The sequence below is a fragment of the Nitrospirota bacterium genome, from assembly GCA_040754395.1.
Lineage (GTDB): Bacteria > Nitrospirota > Thermodesulfovibrionia > Thermodesulfovibrionales > SM23-35 > JBFMCL01.
Genome location: JBFMCL010000017.1, coordinates 65,614 through 77,784 on the forward strand (window position 1 = coordinate 65,614; position 12,171 = coordinate 77,784).

At 49.5% G+C, this 12,171-nt stretch carries 10 protein-coding genes and 1 tRNA gene; 3 read left to right on the forward strand and 8 right to left on the reverse strand.

The annotated features are described in order from the left end of the window. Positions 1–140 precede the first annotated feature (140 nt). From AB1552_09735 to AB1552_09745, 3 genes are all read left to right on the forward strand, one after another. Positions 141–1,973, forward strand: coding sequence for an autotransporter assembly complex family protein (locus AB1552_09735; GenBank protein MEW6054051.1), 1,833 nt, complete (start codon positions 141–143; stop codon positions 1,971–1,973). Continuing rightward, on the forward strand, positions 1,970–6,208 hold the full coding sequence (locus AB1552_09740; protein ID MEW6054052.1) for a translocation/assembly module TamB domain-containing protein: 4,239 nt from the start codon (positions 1,970–1,972) through the stop codon (positions 6,206–6,208). The genes AB1552_09735 and AB1552_09740 overlap by 4 nt, the downstream gene beginning before the upstream one ends. A gap of 88 nt (positions 6,209–6,296) precedes the next feature. After that, positions 6,297–6,373: transfer RNA gene (locus tag AB1552_09745), tRNA-Arg, on the forward strand. 24 nt (positions 6,374–6,397) lie between these two features. Here AB1552_09745 and AB1552_09750 read toward each other — a convergent pair. From AB1552_09750 to AB1552_09785, 8 genes are all read right to left on the reverse strand, one after another. Next, positions 6,398–7,459, reverse strand: a complete 1,062-nt coding sequence (locus AB1552_09750) for a site-specific integrase (GenBank protein MEW6054053.1) — start codon at positions 7,457–7,459, stop codon at positions 6,398–6,400. A 5-nt stretch (positions 7,460–7,464) separates the two neighbouring features. Further along, positions 7,465–7,740, reverse strand: a complete 276-nt coding sequence (locus tag AB1552_09755) for a helix-turn-helix domain-containing protein (GenBank protein MEW6054054.1) — start codon at positions 7,738–7,740, stop codon at positions 7,465–7,467. After that, a complete protein-coding gene (locus AB1552_09760) occupies positions 7,733–8,641 on the reverse strand; it encodes a hypothetical protein (GenBank protein ID MEW6054055.1) in 909 nt (302 codons plus the stop codon). Before AB1552_09760 ends, AB1552_09755 begins: the two co-directional genes overlap by 8 nt. A 118-nt stretch (positions 8,642–8,759) precedes the next feature. Further along, positions 8,760–8,942, reverse strand: a complete 183-nt coding sequence (locus AB1552_09765) for a hypothetical protein (GenBank protein MEW6054056.1) — start codon at positions 8,940–8,942, stop codon at positions 8,760–8,762. Beyond that, entirely contained in the window at positions 8,926–10,431 is a 1,506-nt protein-coding gene (locus AB1552_09770; protein MEW6054057.1) for a type IV secretion system DNA-binding domain-containing protein, read from the reverse strand. Before AB1552_09770 ends, AB1552_09765 begins: the two co-directional genes overlap by 17 nt. 239 nt (positions 10,432–10,670) lie before the next feature. Next, the gene (locus tag AB1552_09775) at positions 10,671–11,204 is read right to left on the reverse strand and encodes a hypothetical protein (GenBank protein ID MEW6054058.1); all 534 of its coding nucleotides are present in this window, start codon (positions 11,202–11,204) and stop codon (positions 10,671–10,673) included. Then, on the reverse strand, positions 11,188–11,601 hold the full coding sequence (locus AB1552_09780; protein ID MEW6054059.1) for a hypothetical protein: 414 nt from the start codon (positions 11,599–11,601) through the stop codon (positions 11,188–11,190). The genes AB1552_09775 and AB1552_09780 overlap by 17 nt, the downstream gene beginning before the upstream one ends. After that, entirely contained in the window at positions 11,591–12,016 is a 426-nt protein-coding gene (locus AB1552_09785) for a hypothetical protein (GenBank protein MEW6054060.1), read from the reverse strand. Before AB1552_09785 ends, AB1552_09780 begins: the two co-directional genes overlap by 11 nt. Positions 12,017–12,171: the final 155 nt, after the last annotated feature.

A 12,171-nucleotide genomic window follows, 5' to 3' on the forward strand; every position in this document is an offset into this window, starting at 1 on the left:
TTCAGCGTAATCGTATTGCCAGAACGGGCTTTTCGTTATAAGATTTAAGTAGTTGCTACACCGGCTGCAGCTGGACTCTTGAGAAATCAACGTAGCAAATTGCTGATAAAATACCAGATGGGCTGACGGAGAGGAGAGAGATGGTGAAGAGACTGCCGGAAGGAACAGGGTGTATTCCCCGTGCCAAACGTTCCGGGAAACGCAGCGCACTGACGCAGACTTCCCGTGTGCTGGTGATCGTTCTGATATGCCTTTGCTGTTTCTTGCGCATACCAACGCCGGCTGCAGGGCAGGTGGAGATCGAGATCAGCGGCGTGAGCGGGGATGTGCTGGAGAATGTCAGGTCGGCGCTTATTGTTCCCGAATCTCTTCAGAAGAAAGGCAGGACACACAGAATGTGGGTGGAGTATTTCAAAAAACAGGTTGATGAGAAAGTCAGGACAGCGCTTGAACCGTATGGCTACTACGCTCCGGAAGTGCAGAGCACGCTTGATATCACAGACAGCGAAAAATATCTCATTAAGGTTCAGGTGAACCCCGGCGAACCGGTGCGGCTTACACGGGTGAGCATTGCGGTCCAGGGCCCCGGGGCACAGAAGAAGTCGTTGCAGGAGGTTATCGCACAATTCCCCCTCAAAAAAGGGGACATCCTTCTGCATGGCGAATACGAGAAGATGAAAGGGGAGCTGAAAGCCCGGGCTCTCGAGACGGGCTATCTCGACGCAGAATTCACTGACCACAGAATCCTTGTCAACCGTAAAGAAGCATCTGCCGAAATTGCACTGGCGATGGAAACAGGGCCCCAGTATTTTTATGGGATTACGAGATTCGAAGGCGCCCCTTCATATGAGGAACGGTTTCTGAGGAGATACCTCGCCTATAAACAGGGCGACGTTCTCTCTTCTGTCAAATTGCGGAAAACGCAGCTCAACCTGATGAATTCCGAACGGTTCAGTGAGGTTGTGCCCACGCCGGAAAAGGAAAAAGAAAAAGACCTCCAGGTACCGGTGGTAATAAAGTTGACCCAATCCCCCAGCAGACAGTTACGGGCGGGAATCGGTTACGGTACTGATACCGGAGCCCGTTTTTCCGTCAAATATACTGACCTCAACAACCTGAAACGGGGGTACGAACTCAGATCGGAGCTGAATGTCTCGGAACGTCTGCAGGGAGTGGGAATCTCCTATGTAATCCCCAGCTACAGAGACCTGAACAGTTTTACCGAGTTCAAGGCCAACGCCCGTAATGAGGATGTTGATACCTATGAGACTCAGGTTCTCTCTGTGGAGGCAAGCCGGACAAAGAGTCTCGGCAGGGGACGATCGGGAACCGTCTATCTCAGGCTGCAGCATGAGGACTCCACCATCGCGTCTGATCAGGAAAAGACATTTCTGGTCATGCCGGGCGTCCGTTTTTCGGCAAACCGCTACAACAACCTGACCCGGCCGACCAGCGGCTATCTCTATGCTGCAGAAGTGCGGGGGACCCATAAATATCTCGGTTCTGATACAGGGCTCCTGCAGGTGATTCTGCAGGGAAGCACCATTGTGCCTCTCCCCTGGCGCTGTTTACTGTATGCGAGAATCCAGGGAGCGCTGACAGCCCAGGATGAATCGCTCCGTCAGATTCCGGCATCAATCCGTTTTTTTACGGGGGGGGACAGGAGCGTCCGGGGGTACAAGTATCAGTCGCTCGGACCGGAAGATGAGAAAGGGAACGTTATCGGCGGAAAGCATCTCCTTGTGGGAAGTCTGGAGCTTGAGCGGGCACTCTTCAGCGACTGGGGAGTCGCAGTGTTCTATGATACGGGGAATTCGTTTAATTCTCTGTCCGACATACAGTTGTATCAGGGCGCAGGAATCGGTGTTCGCTATTATACCCGCATAGGGGCAATCAGAATTGATATCGCACGGCAGATTGATGTGGAGAATCCGAAATTCAGACTGCACTTCAGCATAGGGATTGAGCTGTGAATAAAAAAACAAGATACCGCATCCTGATAGCACTGTTCGCGGTTTTCCTTATGCTTGGCGGCATCGGGGCATGGCTGCTCGGTACTCGTGAAGGCGCAGCCTGGGTTTTGAAGGCAATTTCTGCTCAGGCCGGGGCGGATCTGAAATACCGGAACCTTCAGGGCAGCCTGTGGAATGCGATCAGCATGGAAGAGATCGAAGTGCGCTGGCACAAGGGAAACGCAAAGGGTGAGAAGCTTTTTCTCTCCTGGCAGCCTCTGATGGTCCTGACCGGCAACATCGCTATCGACAGGCTGTATGTAAGCAATCTCCTGATACAGGACGACCGGCCCGAGGATAAGGAACCGCTGGACCTGACCTGGCCGAAAGTTCAAGGGGTCGCCGCACGGCTTGATGCCTGGATAGACAGACTGGAAATGCACGGTATTGACTATCGGAGGCTCAATAAGACCCATATCAGGATATCGCAGGCGGCTGCTTCTGTTACCTGGCGCACGGGCAGGTTCAGCATGAACAATCTGATTCTGGATGCCCTGGATATGCAGATCAGGGGGACGGTTGCGGCCGGATTCCTGAAACCGTCACTGGATGCAGATATTATCGTTTCCCCTCAGAGTCCCTTATGGAATATGGACAGGTTGTCACTGAAAGCCGCACTCATGAGCGCGCGCGATCCCGAACAGGTCAATGGAAAGATTTCCATCAGCGGCATGTCAGGAGACGTACCGCGGTTCGATGGTGCCGGCAGGATCGGGGTGACAAAAACGGGCGTAAATATCCATGAACTGCAAATACGCGAAACAGGCAGGAAGGGGCTGCTGCAAGCAAAGGGGACGGCAGTGTTCAGTTCCCCCGCGCCGCAGTTTCATATGACGGTTACGGCAGAGCACATTGACCTGTCGCCTGAAATGCATGTGGCAACTGATATCTCGGGAACCATGACGGCAGAGGGAACGCCTGAGAATTACCGCGGCAGCCTCGACGTAGCGAATGAAGGAGATAAAAAACACCGCGCGAAATTTGCGGCGGTATTCAACGGCACCCAAACAGGTATCCACCTGCAACAAATCAGGGGCACCCTTCTGGAGGGAACAGTGCATGGTCAGATACAGAGTTCCTGGAGCAACGGGCTCTCCTTCAACAGTGACCTGCAGGTAAGGAACATCAATCCGGCGGTCTTTACTCCTGAATGGAGCGGGTCGGTAAACCTGAACTTTGCAGCGAAAGCGCATTGGCCTGAACAGGGCTCCCCCGAAGGCGAGCTGAGGGGGCGCATTCTTGAGAGCAGCCTTCGCGGGAAAACCCTGAGCGGAGAGATGCTGGCCGGCGTTCGGGCGCAGAACCTCTTCATCCACAGGTTCGTACTGAGAGGCAAGGGGTTTGATATCAACGCATCTGGTGACCTGCAGAAACGTATTGCATTTCATGCACGTATTGCAGACCTCTCCGGTCTTGTCCCCGATACTGCAGGATGGCTCTCTGCTGAGGGCTGGGTAAGCAGAAGCAGGCAGCATTTTTCAGGTTCTGTCAATGCACGCGGAAACAGTATTTCCGCAGGTCGGCTGCATATGAAGAAAGCTGAGATCGACGCCTATTTTTCTGAAAACCAGAAGGCACCCGTTCGCATCAATGCCGAAATACGGGGGCTTGCATATGAAACACTGCAGCTTGATGCAGTGAGACTGCAGGCCAATGGCGAGACATCTTCCCATGCGGTGAAAATATCGCTGAAAGCTGAGCATGCTGAACTTCTGTCGGAGCTGTACGGCGCATATCAGAAAAAAATATGGCATGGAAAGATTCAGCGCATTTCCTATAGAGATGCAATTGGAGTACTGACCCTCAGGTCGCCCGCAGAAATCTCTGTGTCGGATGCGAGATTTTCCCTTTCCCCTTTGGTAATGCAGGGACCGCGGCAGGAGGCGCTTTCAGTGCAGGCTGAAATCGCCAGGCAACCGTTGAGCGGTTTTCTCCAGGCAGACTGGAATCAGTTCGATATTGCGAGGGGAAATCAGTGGCTCGATCAGGTTGCGCTTGCAGGGAGTACTTCAGGGAATATACACCTGACCTGGAGCAGGGGAAGCCCTGAGGGCATCCGGATGCAGGGCATGCTCTCGGGCAGCCTCGCTTTCCGCGGGATGACTCAGGAGGAAGTGAACGCACGGCTTCAGATTGAATGGAAAAAGCAGGGGCTGCTGGTATCTTTCAGCACAGATCTTTCATATGGAAGTGCGCTGACGGCAAAGATGACATCTTCTTCCCCGCCAACGTTCGATGTTCCTGCACAGGGTGAGATTGATGCAGGAGCAAAGGATTTGAACCTTGGCCTTTTTACTCCTTTCCTTCCTGAGCATATCGAACTCCGGGGAAAAGGCTCCGGCAATATGCGGGCCGGATGGGCGAAGAGAGGATTATCGTTCCTGAGCGGGAAGGTAGAGGCACGGGGTACGGTCATATCGGACGGTCATCAGATCGGCATAGAGGAATCCTCTCTGAACCTTACTACAAAAGGCGGAAGGATCGTGTCGCGCCTGCATCTTGAGCTTGCACGCGGTGGCAGGGTAAACGGGCAGCTCACCTTCGGCATCCCGCCCCGGCTTGCGTTTCCGGAGCAGGGCGTGATCGATGCCCAATGGCAGGATATGCACCTCGGGGCGTTCCGGCCATTGTTTCCCGAGGGGATTGAGGTCAGTGGCATGCTGTCCGGAAAGATGCAGGGGAACCTGCTCCCGGGCGGGAAGTTCGCGTTATCCGGTGAGAGCATGCTGTCGAAGGGAATCGTAAGCAGACGTACAGAAAAGGGACAGGTTTCTGCTGACGTCAAAACAGCGTCGTCGCAATGGTCATGGAGCGGAGAAGTGTTCCGGGGGGATGTCGCCGTATCACTGACCGAATACGGGAAGGTTGCCGCGAAAGTTGCGTTGCCCATCCCTGCGCGGATTCCGCTGGCTATGAACAAAAAGGCTCCCGTGAGTATCGCAGTCGACGCGGATGTCCGGGAAAGAGGAATGCTCACCTCGGTTTTTCCGGGACTTGTTCAGGAGAGCCAGGGAACTGTGCAGATCAAAAGCCGGATATCCGGAACCTGGAACAGTCCGCAATTCAGCGGGGACTTTCAGTTGAAAGATGCCGGTGCCTATTTCCTTCCCGCGGGCATCAGCCTGAAGGACGTAGTCGTGCGGGGACATTTTGAAAGAAATATCATCGCGTTTGATGCCTTCAGCGTGAAGTCAGGCGACGGCAATATCGAAGGTGCGGCAAAGATCACCATGATCGATTGGGGTATCTCCCGCTATGAAGGGACCGTCTCAGGGAAGGAATTCAGGGTTTTGTATCTTCCCGAGCTGCAGGCGGCAATCAGTCCGCAGCTCAGATTTGAAGGTTCACCGGACAAGCTGTCCGTACGCGGAGATATCCACGTGCCGGAACTGTTTGTGTACGGACGTGAAACATCTGCAACTGTCGTACCGAGTCAGGACGTCGTGATCGTGGACACCGTCGAAAAGCCGGAGAAAAAACTCCCCTTTGCCCTTGATATTCAGGTGCACGTCATGCTCGGGAAAAAAGTTTTTGTGAAGACGGAAGGCATCGACGCACGGTTCGAAGGAGATGTACATGTAACCGCGAAGAGTCAGGACGACATACAGGGAAAAGGATTGATCTATGTGGCGAAGGGCGCGTACAGGAGGTATGGGATCAATCTCGATGTCCAGCGCGGCCGTCTTGTGTTCAGCGGACTCATAACCCGCCCGGATCTGGATGTCCTTGCACTGAGGACGGTCGGGGATGTAAAGGCCGGAGCAAAGGTTACCGGAACGCCTCAAAAGCCGGAAGTGAAACTCTATTCTGAACCCCGCATGCCGGATACCGATATCATTTCGTACATTGTCTTCGGTCATCCCCTTGGCGAAGGCAAGGAACAGTCATCGGCCCTGCTGCAGGCATCCGGCGCGCTTCTTTCAAAAGGAGAATCAGTAGTCCTTCAGGAAAAAATAAAGCAGAGCGTCGGGGTTGACGTGCTGGACATCCAGTCCGGAGATGGCGACTTGTCCCGGTCCATGCTCACCATAGGGAAATACCTTACCCCGAAGCTGTTCATCAGCTACGGGCAGTCGCTGTTCGGCGAAGGCGGCGTGTTCCGGCTGCGCTATACCATTTCAAAACGATGGGAAGTCGAGACGCAGAGCGGAAGGGAAGCAGGCGGAGATATCTTTTACAGGCTGGATTTCAAGTAGATGGACGGGTGTGTCCAGACTTCGGATTGAGTCTAAAAAAAGATTTCAGCGAATAGAGTATGGTATAATTTCATGCTGATCTTCGCGTGCCCCCTTAGCTCAGTAGGATAGAGCACAGGTTTCCTAAACCTGGTGCCGCAGGTTCGATTCCTGCAGGGGGTACCATCCTTTTCCTTTAAAAACAAAGAGTTACGCTGACGCATGAACTGGTCCCTCTTCAGCATTTGACCTCACTGTAGTAGAATTGTAGTACTCTGTCAGGACATCCACGCTGCTCCGTAAACTTTCCGGACAATGATGTGCATATCGCTGGGTTGTCGATACATCATTGTGTCCCAGAAGTTTCGCGATTTTGTAAAGATCCACGCCGGCCTGCGCGAGCCTCGTTGCGAAAGTGTGCCGCAGGTCGTGGAAGTGGAAATCCTGAAGACCAGAGTCTTTCGCCGCTTTGGTGAATGCCCTTACGAGGCGCTGCCTCATAATCTTTGTCCCGGTTGCGCTCGGAAACACAAGCTCGCTATGAATGTGATGTGTCTTCATCCTTGCCTTGAGGATGTCAAGAGCAACAGCATTCAGTGGGATCGTCCTGACCTTATCGCCTTTACCCTTGACAGTGATTGTCTTCCTGAAGAGATCTACGTTGGAACGTATGAGACTGAGTACCTCATCCTGTCGAAGTCCTGTATTAAGAACAAGACTGACAATATCGACGAGCCTGCCCTTGAGATGGGAAAAGAGATTCTTTTCATCTTCTGATGTCAGCCAGCGGTCCCGCTGGTTCCTCTCCCTGTCAAACTTGACAGAGGATACGGGATTAACGAAACACCATTTGTAATGTCTGATGGCGATGTTGTAAGCGTTCCGCAGGAATGCGAGTTCCCGGTTTACCGTGGCTACGGTTTTCTTCTCGGCATACCTCTTTCGGCGGTAATCTGAAACCATCTCAGGTGTTACCTCGGCGAGAAGATATGAGCCGAAATAGTTGGTGATGTGTTCACGCAAGCTCCTGTCTCGTGCAAGAGTATTGCTCGCCTTGGTCATTGCCCGATCTTCCGCGTATTTCTCCATCAAATATGAAATAGTGAACTCCTTTGGTTTTTGAAAGTAGCTCCCGCCGACAATCTCTGACACAATTTTCGAGTATCTCTCTTCTGCAACTCTCTTGATACCTGTGTCAAGTGTGCGTTCAACTTTTTTGCCGTTGTACTGCTTTATCATCCAGTAGACGTTGCCTTTTTTATAGATGCCCATTTTGTTTACTGTCCTCCTTTCCGGGCACCGGCAACAGTTCCAGCACCCGAATTATACCTTTTTGCTGTTTCCGCTTTCCAGAATTGCAGCCAGGCATAAACTTCTTCTGAGTCGAAGCGAAGAAGGGATTTCCGCCCTATCCCTATTTTTATGGATGGGATATGTCCGAGTTCTGCCCAGCTATAAATTGTCTTCGGTGAACAGCAGATAATTTCAGCAACCTGCTCGGCGGTGAGAAGCTTTCCTGTGGTGTTCTGTAGAGGGAGAGTAGATTTATTCAAGTTTCCCCCTTGCCGGGCCATTGCTTTGGATCTTGCCTAGACGCAGTTGATTTACAAAATTTCGTACTTCCTCAATGCTGGGACCATCGTTGTGAGCATTGTTTTTTCCTTGGCATTTGTTCTTTTTGTGTTTTGCCTCCTCGCGTTTTTTGTCTTCTTCCTCCTTCGGAATGTACCCCTGAGGGGTATCCATACCCTTCATGACAAGGAATTTAAAATGACCCGCAGGATTAGAAACAGATTGAGATCCCGGTTGATACTGTTTTGCTATCTTCCTTGCAGTCTCACATACAGGAGATAATCCTCTTTCAGTAATCAGGTCAGAGATCAACCTGTCGGTTATGCCTTCATAGGGGACGTTGACAGTAGACAGGATGTCTCTGACTTTTTTTATCTCTATTTCAGAAACAACAACAGGCTCTGTTGTTGTAATTTGAGGATTGATATAGTTATATGTTTGTTGCTGTCCTGATTTTCGGGACAGGGCCTGTCCTGTTTTTTCGGATAGCCTGTCCCGGTTTTTGGGACAGGTATGGCGCTTCTTGTCGTCAGGGTTCCCATTGTAATCAGAAAAGAAAAGGTCATAGCATTTATTGCTCAGCCTTACATACAAGGTGTTGTCTTTCTCCCGGAAGGTCTTGACAAGGTCTTCTGCCCGAAGTTTGCTTATCCGTGCAGATACGGTATCTTTCTTTTTTATGCCGAGGATCGGCAGTTCTTCCATCAGATGCACGTAATTGACACGCGTGTACTCTTGCTGGTCGATAATAATCCGGTCGGCCCTGGGTGCCACACACCACCCGTGAATGTAGTCAAGAATGGCCATGTCGGTTATGTCGAGCTTTCCGCAAAGTCCCATTCTGTGATATGCGAGCTGGTTGATGTGTATGGTATATTTCATTAATTGTCCGAAAACAAAAAAGCCAGGATAGAGTGAGGCACTGCCTCAATTCTCTACCCTGGCTTCGCTACTTTAACCCTATGCTTTGTTGGTTAATCGCTAACTTACGGGTATTTTATTAGAGTAAGACTAATCTGCCTTTTTCAGTGACTTTAAGATGCCAGATAACCTCCCTGCCCTTATTGTCCTTTCCCTTTATCGGGATAAGTCTCGGCCTGCTGAGATCAATGTCTATTTCGATGACATTATGATCAATTCTGAGCTTCATTATGCCTTTATCAGTATTACTTGAGTAATGCATCCAGATCCTCTCCTGCCTCCTGTTTTTGCTTTTGCTCAAGAGTGATCTCCGGAATGTTTCTCGGTATCATTGAATTTCTGTCGGGCTGGGTAAAAATATCCATGGAAATCTGCGTGTCCGGATATCCTCCGATAGAAACATACCCATTCAGGTCCTCCCTCCCCTTTATTTCTGACGGGAGTATGATCCTGCTTATCTTCTCTTGTTCGCTGAAATTATATCCGTCCCTGATGCTTCTTGCGCCTGCTGATAGTGTCCTTATCTGTTGTACGTGCTCCTGGTCCCCGAATGTCAGGCTGAGGTATTCTGTTGTTTTCGGCTCTTTGGTCCTGAATATTACCTGTGTGTTCGTCTGATTGAAGATCGAATAGGCATCGGGACCATAAATCTTTTTGACCTGTTCAAAGTCCTGTGCCCCGATGACCGGACAGCTTCCCCTGTCCCTGCCTTCAGCCAGAAGGTCCGCGAGCGTTTCAAGCTTCATTAACGACGGGAATTCGTCAACGAAAAACCAGAATCTGAATTTTCTGTCGATAGGCCTGTTCAGGAACTCCCTGAATGCAAGGTCAAAGAAAAGGGTATAGTATGCCTTAAAGGCTTCCGCGGTTGCGTTTCTGTTGACTATGTAAAGCCTGCCGGTGCCGTTTCTGATAAATTTCCTTACCGAAAAATCACCGTCATGGTAAAAATGTCTTTGCACAAGGGCATTGGAAAACTGCGATACGACCGACATTATCGAGTTGGCGGTATTATTGTCCTTCGATATATATCCTTCAACCCTTGGATCATGCTTTAGGATGTTATAGAGCTTTTCCCTGTTGCAACCGTTCATATACAGGAAGTCTATAAGCGTCTTATTCGATGCCTTGCCGGTTTCCCATAAAAGAGTGAGAATCGCATGGAATATATCCCGTGCCGCCTGGTACCAGAATGCAGTCTTGGGATCTGTCGGGAGAGGGATCATTGAATGGACTATATTGTCTATATCTTCCTTTTCCTCGATCTCATGAAAGATATTCCACATGATTGTCCTTGCATCCTTGGGATCAAGCAAGAGGTCCTTTTTCGGTTCAAAAAAGAGCGGGTAGAATTCGGGCTTTCTGTCATAGATGACAGCCGGATCTCCGGTAATTTGTGGTATAAGATACTTCAGGAATGTTGATTTCCCGGACCCCGGAGAGCCGAAAAGAAATATCCCCATATTCTCGGCAGATTTCGGGAATCTGATTTTTTCCTTCCCGAAGGTAATCCTGTAGTTCTTCTTAACAGCTGAGTTTATTCTCTGAGCTGATACTAATGAAGCTCCTCTCAGGTGCTTATCATCTTTCCGGGAAATGTCCTTTTTGAAAAGAATAGTTAAGACCAAAACGATAAGAGAAGCAGAAACAGAAGATGAGAACACGAGATCAAAAACAGCCTTATGTTTTACTATGGCAATCCATTGATCTTTTATAACCTCTTCCTCCGGGTCTTCCCGGAGGCCTGTCAATGCCCTATGGAATGAGTTCTTAATGAAAAAACTTGGGGGATATTGTTGTATGACAGCGCGGTATACATAGAATCTCCTCGCTGAAAATACATTATACGGTTGGAACCTGTTGTCCGATTGTATGCCTGCCCAGGTGAGGCCGATAAAGGCAATGGCAGTAAGGATAAGAAAACAGATGAGAATTATCCGGGCGTGCTTTATCAGGAATTTTACTCTTGTTGCCAGCTCTTCGAAACTTCTCAGACGTGGTCCTCCAGGGGGATTTCAGAATTGATCTCAAGCTCAGCGGAGTTGTCTTTCTCCAGTACTTCTTCTTTACCTATTGCAATCTCAAGAATCTGTTCCTGCTCGATTTCAAGGTCAAGCGCTTTTTCTGTTATGGATGCCAGGTCGTCTCTGTCCATACGCAAATCTTCTTTATCTCCCCATGCCAGAACGTGGACATGAATTCTTTCGTTGTGATCATGGATCGCATACACATAGTCGAAGCTTTTATCTTCGTCCACCTGGTACCGCTCGATAACGTCCCGAACCATTATTCCGATTTCTTCCCTGGACAAATCGGGTTCTTCCGGAGAAAAAATCAGCCTCCGCTCCATCTCTGCCTCTTTGATTTCTTGTCTCAATTCCTTGAAATCATCTCGTGGCAAAATGTTTCCTTCTCTATCGTAGACCGATGCATGCCCGCATCCAAAAGCTCCTTCACGACTGATGTAATTGAGTGATCCCGTGCCTTTTCCTGTGCCTTTGGAAAAACTACTCTTTACTATCATCCTCTATGTCCGCTTTCTCTTTTATTTTTCCTATCGCGTATTTCCAGCATAAATCCGAAACCTTGCTTGCTGTCTCGGTATCGGTTAGTTTGGCATGAGCATATTTAGTCTGATAGCGCCCTGCTATTGCATGGAGCCCGACCCTTAAGAGCACTGTTGCTATGCGGTTTGATTGTCTTTTGATCTCGTCCCTGGTTAACTGGAGGTCCGCTTTCATTGTCTTTGCTATTGCTTCCAGACCAAATATGTCTTCGTCCCTTTTGGAAAGTCCTATGCGTATAAGTTCATTTATCATCTTGTTCTTGCTTTTCTTTTCTGAGACGGCAGCGTCGGTTATGCGCTTATCGAGCTTTTCGTCGAGATAGATGCTTTGATGTTTATGATATTTATACGGCACCGTATACCTCCACGAACTCTTTGACCAATTCTCTCTGCACGTCTTCTCTATCTGCAATTTTCTTCACGAGACTAATGAACTCTTCCATCTCTTCTTCTTTCAACGAATACGACAGAAACGCTCTATGGAGAGTGTAATAGCCTTGTTTGCGATCTCTTAAGATGGACCATGCGCCATATTCAGCCATGTTCTTTCCTGATTCAAGGATGTTTACAGCCTTGATAAGTTCATAGAGCGCGCGAGCATCGCAATTAATAACTGTTTCTTCTCTTTCGTCCTGTCCAAAAATAAGACCGCAATTAAAAGGTCTCTTTCCAACCCTGAACGGACCGGTGCCTTCGTCCGAGAGAAAAACATGTGTCGTGACTTTTTCTCCTTGTTCCTTAAACGTCTTTTCTCCAGAGACTTCTGTCACCTTATCAAGAACAGTCGTATCGATATCCCTTGTCCTAACGACCAGTTTATGATACCAAGGAATTAGGGAAATAGGGTGACACTCCAAATTGGGTTAGACGAAAGGAGTGTCATCGATGGAACAAGTAGAGAGTATTCAAAAGAGTGGTACAAAGA

What these genes read in the sequence shown, in the direction of transcription:
- AB1552_09735 (MEW6054051.1), top strand. Translation starts at nt 141, where the DNA reads ATGGTGAAGAGACTGCCGGAAGGAACAGGGTGTATTCCCCGTGCCAAA.
- AB1552_09750 (MEW6054053.1), bottom strand. Translation starts at nt 7,459, where the DNA reads ATGGGCATCTATAAAAAAGGCAACGTCTACTGGATGATAAAGCAGTAC.
- AB1552_09760 (MEW6054055.1), bottom strand. Translation starts at nt 8,641, where the DNA reads ATGAAATATACCATACACATCAACCAGCTCGCATATCACAGAATGGGA.
- AB1552_09765 (MEW6054056.1), bottom strand. Translation starts at nt 8,942, where the DNA reads ATGCATTACTCAAGTAATACTGATAAAGGCATAATGAAGCTCAGAATT.
- AB1552_09775 (MEW6054058.1), bottom strand. Translation starts at nt 11,204, where the DNA reads ATGATAGTAAAGAGTAGTTTTTCCAAAGGCACAGGAAAAGGCACGGGA.